The following is a 17506-nucleotide window of genomic DNA, read 5'->3' on the forward strand; positions in this document are numbered from 1 at the left end:
CCCGGTTCGGCTGCTGCATTGGGCCACGCTAAGACTTCGTTAGCCTTAATGGAGCATAAAAATCCGAATGCCGCGAAAGGGTTCATCAGCCCCCGGTTGCGACATGATCGTGTGCCGTGTTCCCGTTGACGCCCATATTGCCCCATGTTATCCCAAATCGGTAACCATGATTTCGTTCCAGTAAAGGGTGAGGCGTATGCCGACCCGGCGGCCGCGGCGGCTGCGGGTCGCTGTACGGATTCGGCCGGGGGCGGGAGTGGCTTGCGGATCTGGCCGGGCCGGCGTGGCGCGGCCGGTGTGATGACGAGGGGCGCGGCAGCGGAAGCGGCCGTATCATGTGATGGACCGGTTTCTGTCGAATGCGGTGAACAGGATCGATGCGAAGGGGCGGGTCTCCGTTCCGGCGCATTTCCGTGCCGTACTGCAGAAGCGTGGCTATACCGAGCTCTATGCGTTGCGTGCGCTCGACGTGCCGGCACTCGACGTGGGCGGGCTGGATCTGCTCGACCGCTACGAGCAGCGCATCGCGCAGGAGGATCCGTTCCTGCAGACGGCGGACGACATGTCATTCTTCGTTCATGGCGACAGCACTTTCCTGAAGCTCGACCAGGACGGGCGGATATCGGTCTCGGACTTTCTGCGCGAGCACACGGGGATCACGGCGGAAGTGGCTTTCGTCGGGCGAGGGCAGTTCTTCCAGATGTGGGAGCCCGAGCGGCTGCGTGCCCATGGTGCGGACGTGCGCGCACGGCTGCTGAAAGTCCGGCATCGGACGGCACAAGGGGAGCGACCGGAATGATGGCGGGTCACGGGGATGACCAACAGGCCACCGGCGGCCCGGCCCGCCATGTCCCGGTTCTCCTTGCCGAAGTGCTTGCAGCGCTTCGCCCCGCCGAAGGCGAAGTGCATGTGGACGGCACCTTTGGCGCCGGCGGCTACACCAGGGCGATCCTGGAGGCCGGCGCTTCGGTGGTGGCGATAGACCGCGACCCCGATGCGATCGCCGCGGGCAGGGCACTCGAAAGCCAGTCCGGCGGCAAGCTGAAGCTGGTTCAGGCTCCCTTCTCCAGTCTCGACGAACATGTCGACCAGGCCGATGGCGTGGTGCTCGACATCGGCGTCTCGTCGATGCAGCTCGACCAGGCCGCGCGCGGCTTCTCGTTCCGCGCCGACGGTCCTCTCGACATGCGCATGGCCCAGGCGGGACCGAGCGCGGCCGATGTCGTCAACCGCTTCAAGGCGGGCGATCTCGCGCGCATCTTCGGCTTCCTCGGCGAGGAGCGGCACGCCGGACGGATCGCGCGGATGATCGAAAGCCGCCGCGAGAAGCGCCCTTTCGAGCGTACGCTCGATCTCGCCGATGCGATCGAGACCCATATCGGCCGCAGCCCGAAGGACAAGATCCATCCGGCGACGCGGGTGTTCCAGGCGCTGCGCATCTATGTCAACGACGAGCTTGGCGAGCTGGCCCGGGCGCTCTTCGCCGCCGAGTGCGCGCTCAAGCCCGGCGGGCGGCTGGTCGTCGTGACGTTTCATTCGCTGGAAGACCGCATCGTCAAGCGCTTCATCGCCGACCGGTCGAGCGCGCCGTCGCGCTCGCGCTACATGCCGGAACTCGAAACGATCGCCACGACCTTCGAAAAGTCGGGCGGCGCGGTTGGGCCGGGCGACGCCGAAACCGCCGCCAACCCGCGTGCCCGCTCGGCCAAGTTGCGTGCTGCCGTGCGCACCGCCGCGCCGGCGCGCGCTGAGGATTTTTCAATCTTCGGGCTTCCGAAGCTTCCCGACGTCGGCCAGACGGGAGAAAGGTAAGACTCGTGTTCCGTACCAGCGACATGGTCCTGATCGCCGTGATGGTTACCGCCGCGGCGTTCACCTACAAGACCAAGGACGAGGCCGAAAACCAGCTCAAGGCCGTCAACAAGATCGAGGCGCAGATCCGCTTCGAGGAAGACACCATCGACCTGCTGAAGGCCGACTGGAGCCTGCTGACCCAGCCGGCGCGCCTGCAGACGCTTGCCGATGCCTACCAGGCCGAGCTGAAGCTCCAGCCCGTCGACGCGCGCCAGATCGTCGGCCTGGATGCGCTGCCCGCCCGTCCGCTGACCATCGAAGACCTGACGCGCGAAGCATCCGGCGGCACGGCTGACACCACGCTCGACCAGATTTTGACCGGGGGAATATCGCAATGATCGGCTGGCTGGGCAAAAAGCGGCGCAAGGCGGAAGGCGACGCCGCGATCGTGTTCGACAGCGCGCGCAAGAAGACGGGCGGGCGCACGCGCAACCGCGTCATCATGACGATGGTCGTGTTCTTCTCGATCTACGCCACCATCGCGGGCCGGCTCGTCTATCTCGGCATGCTCGATCCAGAGGCCGCGGCCGGGCCGGAATCGCGCGTGACCGCCTCGCGTCCCGACATCGTCGACCGCTATGGCGAGGTGCTGGCGACCGACATCAAGACGGCCTCGCTGTTTGCCGAGCCGCGCCGCATCGTCGATGCCGACGAGGCGATCGAGAAGCTGACGACCGTGCTGCCGGATCTCGACGTCGAGCAGACCTACAACAAGCTGAAGAGCGGCACCGGCTTCGTCTGGCTCAAGCGGCAGCTGACGCCCAAGCAGCAGGCCGAGATCATGGCGCTGGGCATTCCCGGCATCGCCTTCCGCACCGAGAAGCGCCGCTTCTACCCGGCCGGCGAGACCACCTCCCACATCATCGGGCTGACCAACGTCGACAACAAGGGCATTTCCGGCCTGGAAAAGTACATCGACGACCAGGGCCTGGCCGATCTCCAGGCTTCGGGCCTGGCCGTCGCCAAGGACCTCAAGCCGGTCAGGCTGTCGATCGACCTGCGCGTGCAGCACATCGTGCGCAGCGAAATCGTCGCCGCGCTCGAGAAGTACCGGGCCATCGCCGCGGGCGCCGTCGTCCTCGACGTCAGGACCGGCGAAGTGCTGGCCATGGGCTCGGTCCCGGATTTCGACCCCAACAACCCGTTCAACGCGCTGCAGCAGGATCGCCTGAACCGGATGTCGGCGGGCCTCTACGAGATGGGCTCGACCATCAAGAGCTTCACCACCTCGATGGCGCTGGATTCCGGCAAGGTGACGCTGCAGAGCACCTTCGACGCGAGCAAGCCGATCAAGATCGGCGGCCAGACGATCCGCGACTTCCGCGGCAAGGGCAGGGTGCTCAGCGTGCCCGAGGTGTTCATCTACTCCTCCAACATCGGCTCGGCGCGCGAGGCCGAGGCCGTCGGCGTCGAGGCGCATCGCGAATTCCTCAGGCGCATGGGGCTGCTCGACCGGATGCAGACGGAGCTGCCGGAGGTCGCCAAGCCGACCGAACCGAAGGTCTGGAAGAGGGTGCACTCGATCACGGCCGCGTTCGGGCATGGGTTCTCGACCACGCCGCTGCAGACGGCCGTCGGCGCCGCCGCGCTGATGAACGGCGGCAAGCTGCTGCCGCCGACCTTCCTGATCCGCACCCAGGAGGAGGCGAATGCGATCGGCAAGCAAGTGGTCAAGTCGCAGACCGTCGAGGACATGAAGTATCTCTACCGCCTCAACGCCGAAGAGGGCGGCGGCAAGCGCGGCACGGTTCCCGGCTATCGCGTCGGCGGCAAGACGGGTACGGCCGAGAAGGTTGTCAACGGGCGCTATTCGAAGGAAAAGAACTTCAATGCCTTCGTTGCCGCCTTCCCGATGGAAGATCCGAAGTACCTGGTGCTGACCATCATCGACGAGCCGAAGATGGAAGGTTCCACCCGCTCGGCCACGGCCGGTCTCACGGCCGCGCCGATGGCGTCCAACATTATCCGGCGCTCGGCCCCGCTGCTTGGCGTGAAGCCAGAATTCGGCCAAGAAGGTGAGGCAACGCTGGCTTCCTACCCTTGATTCTCAGGCGCGCCAAAGAACGCGCCGCTTTATGACGAACGGAACTCGATGAAAATAAAAGACCTTGCCGGTATCCTGCCCGTCGATGGGGTTCTGTCCCACGATGTCGAGGCGAGCGGGGTTTCCTCGGATTCGCGGCAGGTGACGCCGGGAACGCTGTTTTTTGCCCTGCCCGGCAGCAAGGCCGACGGTGCTGCCTATGCCGCCGATGCGGCCAAACGTGGCGCACTCGCCGTGATTGCCTCGAAGGAAACCCAGATTTCGACGGTGAGCGTGCCCGTCATCCTGGTCGACGACCCGCGCCAGGCCCTGGCTCTGAGCGCGGCCAGGTTCTATGGCCGCCAGCCCGGGACCATGGTTGCCGTCACCGGCACCAGCGGCAAGACCTCGGTCGCCGCCTTCACGCGCCAGATCTGGGAGCAGGCGGGCTTTGCCGCGGCCAGCATCGGCACGACGGGTGTCGTGGCGCCGGGCCGCAACGAATACGGCCAACTGACCACGCCGGACCCGGTGGCGCTGCACAGGCTCCTGGCCGAACTCGCCGACGCGGGCGTGACGCACGCCTCGATGGAAGCGTCGAGCCACGGCCTCGACCAGCGCCGCCTGGATGGCGTGCGGCTCGCAGCCGGCGGCTTCACCAATCTCGGCCGCGACCACATGGACTACCACCCGACGGTCGAAGACTATCTGCGCGCCAAGCTGCGCCTGTTCGACACGCTGCTGCCCAAGGGCGCGCCGGCGGTGATCTTCGCCGACGATGCATGGTCGCAGCCGACGATCGAAGCCGCGCGCGCAGCCGGCCTCGAGGTGCTGACGGTCGGCAGGCACGGCGAATTCCTCAGCCTGAAGCGGGTGGAGCACGAACGCCACCGGCAGCGCGCCGAGATCGAATGCGGCGGCGTCATCCACGAAGTCGACCTGCCGCTGGCCGGCGACTTCCAGGTCGCCAACTCGCTGGTGGCGGCGGGGCTGGCTATCGCGACCGGAACGGACGCAGCCAGGGCGCTGGCGGCGCTCGAGCACCTCAAGGGGGCTCCGGGCCGGCTCGACCTCGTCGGCACCACCGCGGCCGGGGCGCCCGTCTATGTCGACTACGCCCACAAGCCTGATGCACTCGAGAACGTGCTCGCTTCGGTGCGGCCGTTCACGACGGGCCGGGTCATCGTGGTCTTCGGCTGCGGCGGCGACCGCGACCGCGGCAAGCGCCCGATCATGGGCGAGATCGCGACGCGGCTGGCGGACGTCACCATCGTGACCGACGACAATCCGCGTTCCGAGGTTCCCGAAACCATCCGCGCGGCGATCATGGCCGCCGCACCCGGCGCGATCGAGATCGGCGACCGGCGCCGGGCGATCCACGAGGCTGTCGCCATGCTGCACGAGGGCGACACGCTGATCGTCGCCGGCAAGGGGCACGAGGAAGGCCAGACGATCGGCAGCCAGACGCTGCATTTTTCGGACCATGAGGAAGTGCGCAAGGCGCTCGCCGGGAGCCCGGCATGAGCCTGCTGTGGACCTCCGAGGCACTTGTCGAGGCGACGGGCGGCCGCCCGTTCGGGCAGATGCCGGAAGGCATCACCGGCATTTCCATCGACAGCCGCAGCCTCGAGCCGGGCGATGCCTTCTTCGCCATCAGGGGCGACACGATGGACGGCCACGACTTTGCCACCGCCGCCATCAAGGCGGGGGCGGGGCTTCTGGTCGTCGCCGAGAGCAAGCTGCCGGCGCTCGGCCGGCTGACGGCGCCGATGATCGTGGTGCCCGACGTGCTCGCGGCACTCGAGAAGGCCGGCGTCGCGGCGCGTGCCCGGTCGCGCGCGCGCATCATCGCCGTCACCGGTTCGGTCGGCAAGACCAGCACCAAGGAGGCGCTGCGGCATGCGCTGTCCTCGGTCGGCAAGGTGCATGCCTCGGTCGCCTCGTTCAACAACCACTGGGGCGTGCCGCTGACGCTGGCGCGCATGCCCGAGGACAGCGACTACGCCGTCTTCGAGATCGGCATGAACCATCCCGGCGAGATCAGCCCGCTGGTGCGCATGGTGCGGCCGCATATCGCGATCATCACGCTGATCGCGGCCGCCCATCTCGGTTTCTTCCGCAGCCTCGACGAGATCGCCAAGGCCAAGGCCGAGATATTCGAAGGGGTGGAGCCCGGCGGAGCGGTGCTGCTCAACCGCGACGACGGCCGCTTCAAGCTGCTGGAGAAGTTCGCCCGCGCGGCCGGCATCGACAACGTGATGAGCTACGGCGAGAACGCGCGCGCGACCTTCCGGCTGCTCAAATGCACGCTCGAGGCCGATCACTCGATGATCGTCGCGCGCGTCGCCGGCCGCGACGTGCCGGCCCGCGTTGGCGTGCCGGGACGCCATGTGGTCCAGAACGCGCTCGCGGTGCTGGGAGCGGCGCATCTCTGTGGCGCCGACGTGCCCACCGTCGCGACCGCGCTCGCCTCGATGTCGGCGGCCAGCGGGCGCGGCCAGCGCCACATCCTGCACCTGCCGAACGGACCGATCACGCTGATCGACGAAAGCTACAACGCCAATCCGGCCTCGATGAAGGCGGCGATCGAGCTTCTCGACGCCACGCCCGTCGTCGCCGGCGGCAGGCGCATCGCCGTGCTTGGCGACATGCTGGAGCTGGGCGCACATTCGGCCAGGCTGCATTCGGCGCTGGCGGAACTGATCGGCTCGACCAGGACCGACATGGTGCTGCTCGCCGGCCCGGAGATGAAGGCCCTTGCCGATACGCTGCCCGAGGGGTTCAAGGCGGAGTATCGTGCCGGCGTCGAGGAACTCAAGCCGGTGCTTCTGAGCACGGTGCGCCCCGGCGACGCCATCATGATCAAATCGTCGAAGGGCATCGGCTTTTCCCGGCTGGTCGACGCAATGATCAAGACTTTCCCGGCTCATGCCGGCAACACCACACCGACCTGACAAGGTCTCGGGGGACGGATACGCATGCTAACTCTGCTTGTCGATTTCGCGGACAAGGTCTCGTTCTTCAACGTCTTCCGCTACATCACCTTCCGGACCGGCGGGGCGCTGATCACGTCCGCGCTGATCGTCTTCATCTTCGGGCCGGCCATCATCAACTCGCTGCGCCTGAGGCAGGGCAAGGGCCAGCCGATCCGCGCCGACGGACCGCAGACCCATTTCAAGAAGGCGGGCACGCCGACCATGGGCGGCCTGATGATCCTCTCCGGCATCATCGGGTCGACGCTGCTCTGGGCCAACATCGCCAGCGTCTATGTCTGGGTGGTGCTGTTCGTGACGCTCGGCTTCGGCGCCATCGGCTTCTACGACGACTATCTGAAGGTCACCAAGCAATCGCATCTCGGCTTTTCGGGCAAGGCGCGCCTGGGCATCGAGTTCGTGATCGCCGCCATCGCCGCCTGGATCATCATGCAGAACGGCCAGGCGCCGTTCTCGTCGTCGCTGACCTTCCCGTTCATCAAGGATTTCCTGCTCAACCTGGGCTGGTTCTTCATTCCCTTCGCCTGTTTCGTGGTGGTCGGCGCCGGCAATGCGGTGAACCTGACGGACGGCCTCGACGGGCTCGCCATCGTGCCGATCATGATCGCCGCGGCGTCCTTCGGCGTCATCGCCTACCTGTCGGGTAACGCCGTCTTCGCAGAGTACCTGCAGATCCACTTCGTGCCCGGCACCGGCGAACTGGCGGTCATCCTGGGCGCGGTCATCGGCGCCGGCCTCGGCTTCCTCTGGTTCAACGCGCCGCCCGCCGCCATCTTCATGGGCGACACCGGCTCGCTGGCACTCGGCGGGCTGATCGGCACGGTGGCGGTCGCCACCAAGCACGAGATCGTCATGGCCATCGTCGGCGGCCTGTTCGTCATGGAGGCGCTGTCGGTCATCATCCAGGTGGGCTTCTTCAAGCTCACCGGCCGCCGGGTGTTCCTGATGGCGCCGATCCACCATCATTTCGAGAAACTGGGCTGGACCGAGAGCCAGGTGGTCATCCGCTTCTGGATCATTGCCGTCATCCTGGCGCTGATCGGCCTGTCCACTCTCAAGCTGCGCTGAGGCTGCGATGATCCGAGCCACCTCATTTGCCGGCAAGCAGGTAGCACTTTTCGGGCTCGGCGGTTCCGGCATCGCCACTGCACGGTCCTTGGCCGAGGGCGGGGCGCAGGTCGTAGCCTGGGACGACAACCCCGAGAGCGTGGCCAGGGCCGCGGCCGACGGCATAGCCACGGCCGACCTGCGCGGCATCGACTGGTCGGCCGTCGCGTCCTTCGTGCTGTCGCCCGGGGTGCCGCTGACCCATCCCAAACCGCACTGGACGGTGGAACTGGCCCGCGGCGCCGGCGTCGAGGTGATCGGCGACATCGAGCTGTTCGCGCGCGAGCGGCTGGCCACTGCGCCGACCGCGCCCTTCGTGGCGATCACCGGCACCAACGGCAAGTCGACGACCACGGCGCTGACCGCCCATATCCTGCAGTCGGCCGGGCGCGACACCCAGATGGGCGGCAATATCGGCCGGGCGGTGATGACGCTCGACCCGCCCGAGGCCGGCCGGCACTACGTCGTGGAGTGCTCCTCCTACCAAATCGACCTGGCCCCTTCGGTCAATCCGACGGCCGGCATCCTGCTCAACCTGACGCCGGACCATCTCGACCGCCACGGTACCATGCAGCACTACGCCTCGATCAAGGAAAGGCTGGTTGCAGGCAGCGACACGGCGATCGTCGGGGTCGACGACGTCTATTGCGCCCAGATCGCCGACCGGCTGGAACGCGCCGGCAAGGACGTGGTCCGCATCTCCAAGCGCCTGCCGCTGACAGACGGCTACTTCGCCGACGGCACCGACCTGATGGAGGCGATCGACGGGCGCTACAGCCGCATCGCCTTCCTGGAAGGCATCGGCTCACTGCGCGGCCAGCACAATGCCCAGAATGCGCTCGCGGCCGTCGCCGCCTGCCTCAGGGTCGGCCTGGACCTCGGGGAAATCCAGGCAGGGCTCGAGAGCTTTCCCGGCCTTGCCCACCGCATGGAGCAGGTGGGGCGCAAGGGGCACGTGCTGTTCGTCAACGATTCCAAGGCGACCAATGCGGATGCCGCGGCACCGGCCCTGTCGAGCTTCCAGCGCATCTACTGGATCGCCGGCGGCCTGCCGAAGGAAGGTGGCATCGAGCCGCTGCGCAGCTTCTTCCCGCGCATCGCGCGCGCCTATCTCATCGGCGAGGCCGCGCCGGCCTTCGCCGCGACATTGGGCGAGGCGGTGCCTTATGAGATCGCCGGAACGCTGGCTGCCGCAGTCGAGCACGCCGCGGAAGACGCGGCCAAGGACGACAGCGGCGAGGCGGTGGTGCTGCTGTCGCCGGCCTGCGCCAGCTTCGACCAGTTCAAGAATTTCGAGGTCCGCGGCGAAGCCTTCAGGCAAGCTGTGAATGCTATTGATGGCGTCAGCGCTATCGGAGGGGCAAGGCCATGATCAGTCGTCTCGACAGAAGTCCCGTCGCCATGTGGTGGTGGACCGTCGACAGATGGTTCCTCGCGGCGTTCCTCATGCTGATGGGGCTGGGCATCGTGCTTTCATTCGCCGCGAGCCCGGCGGTGGCACAGCGCATCGGCCTCGACATGTTCCATTTCGCCACGCGCCAGATCATCTTCACCATCCCGGCCCTGATGGTGATGATCGCGGTCTCCTTCCTCGATGTGCGGCAGATCAGGCGCCTGTCGATCATCATGCTCGGCATCATGCTGGTGCTGATGGTGGCGGTGCTCTTCGTGGGCGTCGAGGTCAAGGGCGCGCGGCGCTGGGTCTCGCTCGCCGGCCTCTCCATCCAGCCGTCGGAATTCCTCAAGCCCGCCTTCGTCGTGATCTCCGCCTGGCTGATGTCGGAGCATGAGCGCCATCACGAAATTCCGGGCAACCTCTTCGCCATGATCCTGCTCGGCGTCGTGCTTGCGCTGCTCATGGCGCAGCCGGACTTCGGCCAGACCATGCTGGTGCTGGGAACCTGGGGCGTCATGTTCTTCATGGCCGGCATGTCCTGGTTCTGGATCATCACGCTCGGCGCGCTCGGCGCCGGCGGCGGCTTTGCTGCCTACATGTTCTTCCCGCACGTCGCCGGCCGTATCGACCGCTTCCTCACTGGCGAAGGCGATACTTTCCAGGTCGACATGGGGCGCGAAGCGATCGTCAGCGGCGGCTGGTTCGGCGTCGGGCCCGGCGAGGGCGTGGTCAAGCGCGTCATTCCCGACAGTCATGCCGACTTCATCTTCTCGGTCGCGGGCGAGGAGTTCGGCATCGTGCTGCTGCTCGCCATCATGTCGATCTTCGCCTTCATCGTGCTGCGTGGTTTGAGGACGGCGCTCAAGGAGCAGGACGACTTCACCCGCTATGCGGTGGCGGGGCTCGTCGTGGTGTTCGGCTTCCAGGCGATCATCAACATGAGCGTGAACCTGCAGCTGATGCCCGCCAAGGGCATGACGCTGCCGTTCATCTCCTATGGCGGCTCCTCGCTGATCGCGATCGCCATGTCCATGGGCATGGTCTTGGCGCTGACCCGCAAGAAGCCGGAAAAGCTCAGGCAGACGGGCTTCGGCGCGGACAGCCGGCGCATGCTCCCGGCCGAATAAGATGGCCAAGGGTACCGTCATGCTTGCCGCCGGGGGGACCGGCGGCCATCTCTTTCCCGCCGAGGCGCTGGCGCACGAACTGACGGCGCGCGGCTGGCAGGTGCACCTCGCCACCGACGACCGGGCGGAGCGCTTCGCCGGAAAATTCCCGGCAGCGGCCATCCATCCCATTCCCTCGGCGACGATCGGCTCCAAGAACCCGATAGCGCTGCTGCGCGCGTTCTGGAGCATCTGGCGGGGCGTGCGCGAGGCGTCCCGGGTCATCGCCAGGATCAAGCCGGCGGTGGTGATCGGCTTCGGCGGCTATCCGACGCTGCCGCCGCTCTACGCTGCGACACGGCGCAGCGTGCCGGCCATGGTGCACGAGCAGAACGCCGTGATGGGTCGCGCCAACAGGGCGCTGGCGGGCAGGGTCGACGCCATTGCCGGCGGTTTCCTGCCGGAGAACACGGGCGCCAACAGCGCCAAGACCGTGGTGACGGGCAATCCGGTGCGTCCCGCGGTGATCGAGGCGGCCAAGGCGCCCTATGCGGCTTCCGGCGCTTCGGACCGCTTCAACCTGCTGGTCTTCGGCGGCAGCCAGGGTGCGCAGTTCTTTTCCGATGCCGTGCCGGGCGCGATCGCGATGCTGCCGGAGGCGCAGCGCAAGCGGCTCCGGGTCACCCAGCAGGCCCGCGCCGAGGACGCCGACAAGGTCAAGGCGGCCTACGCCAGGCTCGGCATCGAGGCCGACGTCTCGCCGTTCTTCACCGACATGGCGCAGCGCATGGCCGCTGCCCATCTGGTGATCTCGCGCTCTGGCGCGTCGACGGTCTCCGAGATTTCGGTGATCGGCCGGCCGGCGCTGCTGGTGCCCTATCCGCACGCGCTCGACCACGACCAGGCGGCGAATGCGGCACGGCTTGCAGCTGCGGGCGGCGCGGAGGTGCACCCGCAGTCGACGCTGTCGACCGAGCGCATCGCTGCCCTTCTCGGCGCCGCGATGGTCGAGCCGGAGCGGATGGCGGCGATGGCGGCTGCCGCGAGGTCAGTGGGCAGGGCGGATGCCACGAGGTTGCTCGCCGACCTCGCAGAGGCTATTGCCTCCGGCATACCCGTTGCTGAATTCAAGAAGGGAGTGCGGCCATGAAGATGCCGCAGACCATCGGTCTCGTTCATTTCATCGGCATTGGCGGCATCGGCATGAGCGGTATCGCCGAAGTGCTGCACAATCTCGGCTACAAGGTGCAGGGGTCGGACCAGGCCGACAGCGCCAACGTGCAGCGCCTGCGCGCCAAGGGCATCGACTGCTTCGTCGGCCACAAGGCCGAGAACCTGGGCGACGCCGAGGTGATCGTGGTGTCGACCGCGATCAAGAAGTCCAACCCGGAACTCAAGGCGGCGCGCGAAAAGCTGCTGCCGATCGTCCGTCGTGCCGAGATGCTGGCCGAGCTGATGCGCTTCCGCAATGCGGTGGCGATCGGCGGCACGCACGGCAAGACGACCACCACATCGATGGTGGCGACGCTGCTCGACGCCGGCGGCCTCGACCCGACCGTCATCAACGGCGGCATCATCAACGCCTACGGCACCAATGCGCGCATGGGCGAGGGCGAGTGGATGGTCGTCGAGGCGGACGAGAGCGACGGCACCTTCCTCAAGCTGCCGGCCGACGTCGCCGTCGTCACCAATATCGACCCGGAGCACCTCGACCACTACGGCACGTTCGACAAGGTGCGCGACGCGTTCCGCCAGTTCGTCGAGAACGTCCCCTTCTACGGCTTCGGCGTGATGTGCACCGACCATCCCGAGGTGCAGGCGCTGGTCAGCCATATCGAGGATCGCCGCGTCATCACCTATGGCGAGAACGCGCAAGCCGACGTGCGCTTCACCAACCACCGCATGGACGGCGCGGTCTCGGTCTTCGACGTGGTCATCCGCAACCGCAAGTCGGCGTCGTCGACGACCATCGAAGGCCTTCGCCTGCCGATGCCAGGCCGCCACAACGTCTCCAACGCCACGGCTGCGATCGCCGTTGCGACCGAGCTCGGCATTTCCGCCGAGGCGGTGAAGCGCGGGCTGTCGTCCTTCGGCGGCGTCAAGCGCCGCTTCACGCACACCGGCAGCTGGAACGGCGTCGAGGTGTTCGACGACTACGGCCACCATCCGGTCGAGATCAAGGCGGTGCTCAGGGCGGCGCGCGAGGCCACCGGGGGGCGCGTCATCGCCATCGCCCAGCCGCACCGCTTCACCCGCCTGCATGATCTGTTCGACGACTTCGCGGCGTGCTTCAACGACGCCGACACGGTCATGGTCGCGCCGGTCTATGCCGCGGGCGAAGATGCCATCGACGGCGTCAACTCCGAGGCGTTGACCGCGCGCATCCGCGCCGGCGGCCATCGCGACGCCCGCTACATCGACGGGGCAGCGGCAGTCGCGCCGATCGTGCGCGAGCTTGCCAAGCCGGGCGATTTCGTCGTCTTCCTCGGCGCCGGCAACATCACGCAATGGGCCTATGCCCTGCCGGGCGAACTCGCCGGGGGTGGGTCGTGACGGGCGGAGGAGAAGCGCTTCTCGCCAAACTCGCCGATCGGCTGTCGGGCCTGCGCGGGCGCATGACCGTCAATGCCGAGATGGAGAAGATCACCTGGTTCCGCGCCGGCGGCATCGCCGACGCGCTGTTCCAGCCGGCCGACGAAGAGGATCTCGCGGCGTTCCTGAAGGCCGTGCCGGAGGAAATCCCGGTCATGGTGGTGGGCATCGGCTCCAACCTCCTGGTGCGCGAGGGCGGAATTCCCGGCTTCGTGGTGAGGTTGTCGGCGAAGGGTTTCGGCGAAGCCGAGACGGTGTCGGACACGCAGATCCGGGCAGGGGCGGCGACGCCCGACAAGCGCGTGGCGGCACTCGCCCACGACAGCGGCATAGGCGGCTTCCATTTCTACCACGGCATCCCCGGAGCCATCGGCGGGGCGCTGCGCATGAATGCGGGCGCCAACGGCGTCGAGACGCGCGAGCGCGTCGTCGAGGTGCGAGCGCTCGACCGCGCCGGCAACCTGCACGTGCTCTCCAACGCCGACATGGGCTACAGCTACCGCCATTCGTCGGCCGCGCCCGGCCTGATTTTCACTTCGGCGCTGTTCGAGGGCTATGGCGAGGACAAGGACGCGATCAAGGCAGCCATGGACGCGGTCCAGCATCATCGCGAGACGGTGCAGCCGATCCGCGAGAAGACCGGCGGCTCGACCTTCAAGAATCCCGAGGGCACCTCCGCCTGGAAGGAAATCGACAAGGCCGGATGCCGGGGCCTGATGATCGGCGGCGCGCAGATGTCGCCGATGCACTGCAACTTCATGATCAACACCGGCACGGCCACCGGCTACGACCTCGAATATCTCGGCGAGACCGTGCGCGGCCGCGTGCTGGAGCATTCCGGCATCCGCCTGCAGTGGGAGATCAAGCGCATCGGCAGGTTCAAACAGGGTCACGAAGTGCAGGAGTTCCTTGGGCAAATGCTATAGGGAGACTGACCCAGCAACGTTTCCGCGCAGCCCCCGATGCCCATGGCGCCGGGGGCTTTTTGCTGCCCGAATTTCGCCCCTCGCCGTTGCCAATCCGAGGGCGCCCGGGATTCGCCCGGGTCACGAATTCGCAATGATTTCCAATCGGCACTTGCCACGGAATCAAGTCTCTGATTCTCTGACCTAAAGCGTTTCCTGATTTGAGTCGCGTGACGCGTGGCCCGCGTTTTCATCCGGAGGTTCCACTTCCGGACAGGTCGGATTCAGTCTTTGGAAACAAGGCGTTGCGTGCTGAGTTGAGAGGGGATTCTCGCAAGATGAAGTCGAAGCACGTTGCTGTCCTGATGGGTGGATTCTCGTCCGAGCGGCCCGTGTCCCTTTCGTCCGGGAATGCCTGCGCGGATGAGCTCGAGCAGGTAGGCTACCGGGTCAGCCGCGTCGATGTCGGGCGCGATGTCGGCACCGTGCTTTCGGCGCTCAAGCCGGACGTTGCGTTCAATGCCCTGCATGGTCCCTTCGGCGAGGACGGCACGATCCAGGGCATCCTCGAATTCCTCGCCATCCCCTACACCCATTCGGGCGTGCTGGCCTCGGCGCTCGCCATGAACAAGGAGCAGTCCAAGAAGGTTGCCAGGGCAGCGGGCATTCCGGTGGCCGAATCCAGGGTTCTCGACCGCTTCACCATCCGCAACGAGCATCCGATGGCGCCGCCCTATGTGGTGAAGCCGGTGGCCGAGGGGTCGAGCTTCGGCGTGGTGATCGTGAAGGAGGATCAGTCGCATCCGCCGCAGATCATCTCGTCGCCCGAGTGGCGCTACGGCGAGGCGGTCATGGTGGAGCGCTACATCCATGGCCGCGAGTTGACCTGCGCGGTGATGGGCGACGTGGCGCTGGGCGTCTGCGAGATCGTGCCGACGGGGCATGCCTTCTACGATTACGATTCAAAATACGTGCCGGGCGGATCAAAGCACGAATGCCCCGCGAAAGTTTCACCGATTATTTACCAAAAAATACAAAGACTGGCGCTCAAGGCTCACCAAGCGATCGGGTGCCGGGGCGTCTCCCGGTCTGACTTCCGGTACGACGACCGCCATTCCGAAAACGGGGAGGTCGTCTGGCTGGAGGTCAATACGCAACCCGGCATGACGCCGACGTCGCTGGTGCCCGAGATTGCCGCCCAAGCCGGGCATTCGTTTGGTGAGTTGTTGAGTTGGATGGTGGAGGACGCTTCGTGTTTGCGTTGAAGACGGGATATGACAGGGAGGTGCACGGCGCGAAGCCGGGTCCCTTCGGGCTGTCCCTGTCGGCGGAGCATTTCGTGCTGCCGCGGTATCTGCGCAAGCCGGTCCGTTTCCTGTCGCGCTTCGGGCGCGGGGACTTCACGCCGCCGCGCTATGCGGCGTCGATCATGACGGTTTCCTTCCTGGCTGCGAGTTCCCTCTACGGCGCCTATGTGGGCGGCCACTTCCCGACGATGATTCAGGGGGTGACGGCGCGCAGCGGCTTCGCGGTCGACCAGATCAAGGTTTCGGGCAACCGCGAGACCTCCGAGATCGATATCCTCGACAAGCTCGAGCTCAACGGCTGGACCTCTCTCGTCGGCTTCGATGCCGGCGAGGCGCGCGAGCGCATCGTCAGCCTGCCCTGGGTGCGCGGCGCCGACGTACGCAAGGTCTATCCCAATTCGATCGAGATCCGCATCGACGAGCGCGAAGCCTTCGCGATCTGGCAGCATGGCCGCCAGCTCAGCGTGGTGGACAAGTCGGGCGGGGTGATCGCCCCCTTCACGGGCGGCAGCCAGTTGATGCTGCCGATGGTGGTGGGGCTGGGTGCCGCCGAGCAGGCCGCAGGTTTCGTGGCACAGGTGCAGAAGGTGCCGGGGCTGGCGCCGCGCGTCAGGAGCTATATCCGCGTCGGCGAGCGCCGCTGGGACCTCAGGCTCGACAACGGGATTACGGTCAAGCTGCCGGAATTCGGCGTCGAATCGGCGCTTGCCGAACTGATGGCGCTGGATCGCGACAACGGGCTTTTGAGCCGGGACATCTCGGCCGTGGACATGCGTCTTGGCGACCGGCTGGTCGTGCAGCTCACGCCCGAGGCCGTCGAGCGCCGCGCGGCCGAGCTGAAGAACAAGCCAAAGACCGTCAAGGCTAAGGCGGAGAAGAGAATATGAGCTGGCTAGGCGGTCAGAAGGATGCAGCTTCACGTCGCTCGGGCATCCTTACCGTGCTCGATGTGGGGTCGAACAAGGTCTGCTGCGTGGTGGCCAAGCTGAAGCCTGCCGTGGGCAGCCAGTTGCTCAAGGGCCGCACACATCAGGCGCAGGTCATCGGCATCGGCCACCAGAAGTCGCAAGGCGTGAAATCGGGCGTGGTCGTCGACCTCGACCGCGCCGAGCATGCGATCCGGCTGGCGGTCGACGCCGCCGAGCGCATGGCCGGGCTTACCGCCGACTCGCTGATCGTCAATCTCTCTGCCGGCCGCATCAAGAGCGACGCCTTCTCGGCGACCGTCAATCTCGGCGGCCACGAAGTCGAGGAAGCGGATGTCAGCCGCGTGCTCGCGGCCGGTGCCAAGCAGGCGTTGCGGTCCGAGCGCGAGGTGATCCACTCCTTGCCCGTCGCCTTCTCGCTCGACGCCGAGCGTGGCGTGCGCGATCCGCGCGGCATGGTCGGCGAGACGCTCGGTGTCGACATGCACGTGCTGAGCGGGGACTTGGCGCCGCTGCGCAACCTCGAACTCTGCATCAACCGCTCGCACCTGTCGGTCGAGCAGATGGTGGCGACGCCCTACGCCAGCGGCCTGGCCGCACTCGTCGACGACGAGCTGGAGATGGGTGCCGCCTGCATCGACATGGGCGGCGGCACGACCACGCTGTCGGTCTTCGCCGAAGGCAAGTTCGTCCATGCCGACGCCATTCCTATCGGCGGCAACCACGTGACCATGGATCTCGCAAAGGGGCTGTCGACGCGTCTGGAGGACGCCGAGCGGCTCAAGGTCATGCACGGCTCGGCCTTGCCGGCCGGCGCCGACGACCGCGACCTGGTCAGCATCCAGCCGATCGGCGCCGACGACAGCGACGTGCCGCTGCAGATTCCGCGCTCGGTGATGGCGCGCATCATCCGCGCCCGGATCGACGAGACGCTCGAACTGCTCCGCGACAGGCTCAACAAGTCGGGCTACGGCAACGCGGTGGGCAAGCGAGTCGTGCTGACCGGCGGTGCGAGCCAGCTGGTCGGCCTGCCCGAGGCGGCGCGCCGCATCCTAGGCCGCAATGTGCGCATCGGCCGCCCGCTCGGCGTGGCCGGCCTGCCGGAAGCGGCCAAGGGGCCGGCCTTCGCGACCGCGGTGGGACTGCTGATCTATCCGCAGGTGGCCGGCATCGAGAGCCAGGCGGCAAAGGGAATTTCCCGTTACAGGGCGACGGGAACGGGCGGAAAACTGCATCGCATGAGTCAGTGGTTGAGAGACAGTTTTTAGGAATTGACCGGGGGCGACCCCATACAAGG

Annotated in this window: 15 protein-coding genes; all 15 read left to right on the forward strand. The window is 66.7% G+C overall.

Annotated features, from left to right (window positions below):
* Window positions 1-340: 340 nt before the first annotated feature.
* The 15 genes from mraZ to ftsA all read left to right on the forward strand — a co-directional run bounded on the left by mraZ (window position 341) and on the right by ftsA (window position 17477).
* On the forward strand, window positions 341-799 hold the full coding sequence (mraZ, locus tag PV773_RS03520; protein WP_347965019.1) for a division/cell wall cluster transcriptional repressor MraZ: 459 nt from the start codon (window positions 341-343) through the stop codon (window positions 797-799).
* Window positions 796-1812 (forward strand): 16S rRNA (cytosine(1402)-N(4))-methyltransferase RsmH, encoded by a 1017-nt coding sequence (rsmH, locus tag PV773_RS03525; protein WP_347965020.1) that lies wholly within the window; start codon window positions 796-798, stop codon window positions 1810-1812. The genes mraZ and rsmH overlap by 4 nt, the downstream gene beginning before the upstream one ends.
* Window positions 1813-1817: 5 nt before the next feature.
* Entirely contained in the window at window positions 1818-2192 is a 375-nt protein-coding gene (locus PV773_RS03530; protein ID WP_347965021.1) for a hypothetical protein, read from the forward strand.
* On the forward strand, window positions 2189-3898 hold the full coding sequence (locus tag PV773_RS03535; RefSeq protein WP_347965022.1) for a penicillin-binding protein 2: 1710 nt from the start codon (window positions 2189-2191) through the stop codon (window positions 3896-3898). The genes PV773_RS03530 and PV773_RS03535 overlap by 4 nt, the downstream gene beginning before the upstream one ends.
* Before the next feature lie 48 nt (window positions 3899-3946).
* A complete protein-coding gene (locus tag PV773_RS03540; RefSeq protein ID WP_347965023.1) occupies window positions 3947-5401 on the forward strand; it encodes a UDP-N-acetylmuramoyl-L-alanyl-D-glutamate--2,6-diaminopimelate ligase in 1455 nt (484 codons plus the stop codon).
* Window positions 5398-6831, forward strand: coding sequence for a UDP-N-acetylmuramoylalanyl-D-glutamyl-2,6-diaminopimelate--D-alanyl-D-alanine ligase (locus tag PV773_RS03545; protein ID WP_347965024.1), 1434 nt, complete (start codon window positions 5398-5400; stop codon window positions 6829-6831). The genes PV773_RS03540 and PV773_RS03545 overlap by 4 nt, the downstream gene beginning before the upstream one ends.
* 24 nt (window positions 6832-6855) lie before the next feature.
* Window positions 6856-7938 (forward strand): phospho-N-acetylmuramoyl-pentapeptide-transferase, encoded by a 1083-nt coding sequence (gene mraY / locus PV773_RS03550; protein WP_340038738.1) that lies wholly within the window; start codon window positions 6856-6858, stop codon window positions 7936-7938.
* Between the two features lie 7 nt (window positions 7939-7945).
* Window positions 7946-9349 (forward strand): UDP-N-acetylmuramoyl-L-alanine--D-glutamate ligase, encoded by a 1404-nt coding sequence (gene murD, locus PV773_RS03555; RefSeq protein ID WP_347965025.1) that lies wholly within the window; start codon window positions 7946-7948, stop codon window positions 9347-9349.
* Complete coding sequence (ftsW, locus tag PV773_RS03560; RefSeq protein ID WP_347965026.1) at window positions 9346-10500, forward strand: putative lipid II flippase FtsW; 1155 nt, start codon at window positions 9346-9348, stop codon at window positions 10498-10500. The genes murD and ftsW overlap by 4 nt, the downstream gene beginning before the upstream one ends.
* Window position 10501: 1 nt before the next feature.
* Window positions 10502-11629 (forward strand): undecaprenyldiphospho-muramoylpentapeptide beta-N-acetylglucosaminyltransferase, encoded by a 1128-nt coding sequence (gene murG, locus PV773_RS03565; protein ID WP_347965027.1) that lies wholly within the window; start codon window positions 10502-10504, stop codon window positions 11627-11629.
* Window positions 11626-13032 carry a UDP-N-acetylmuramate--L-alanine ligase gene (gene murC, locus PV773_RS03570; protein ID WP_347965028.1) on the forward strand — a complete coding sequence of 469 codons (1407 nt, stop codon included), beginning with the start codon at window positions 11626-11628 and terminating at the stop codon, window positions 13030-13032. Before murG ends, murC begins: the two co-directional genes overlap by 4 nt.
* On the forward strand, window positions 12987-13997 hold the full coding sequence (murB, locus tag PV773_RS03575) for a UDP-N-acetylmuramate dehydrogenase (RefSeq protein ID WP_347965029.1): 1011 nt from the start codon (window positions 12987-12989) through the stop codon (window positions 13995-13997). The genes murC and murB overlap by 46 nt, the downstream gene beginning before the upstream one ends.
* Window positions 13998-14314: 317 nt before the next feature.
* On the forward strand, window positions 14315-15241 hold the full coding sequence (locus PV773_RS03580) for a D-alanine--D-alanine ligase (RefSeq protein ID WP_347965030.1): 927 nt from the start codon (window positions 14315-14317) through the stop codon (window positions 15239-15241).
* On the forward strand, window positions 15229-16170 hold the full coding sequence (locus tag PV773_RS03585) for a cell division protein FtsQ/DivIB (RefSeq protein ID WP_347965031.1): 942 nt from the start codon (window positions 15229-15231) through the stop codon (window positions 16168-16170). The genes PV773_RS03580 and PV773_RS03585 overlap by 13 nt, the downstream gene beginning before the upstream one ends.
* Window positions 16167-17477 (forward strand): cell division protein FtsA, encoded by a 1311-nt coding sequence (gene ftsA / locus PV773_RS03590; RefSeq protein ID WP_347965032.1) that lies wholly within the window; start codon window positions 16167-16169, stop codon window positions 17475-17477. The genes PV773_RS03585 and ftsA overlap by 4 nt, the downstream gene beginning before the upstream one ends.
* Window positions 17478-17506: the final 29 nt, after the last annotated feature.

Origin of the sequence: Mesorhizobium sp. CC13 (assembly GCF_039907765.1) — a bacterium.
Taxonomy (GTDB): domain Bacteria; phylum Pseudomonadota; class Alphaproteobacteria; order Rhizobiales; family Rhizobiaceae; genus Aminobacter.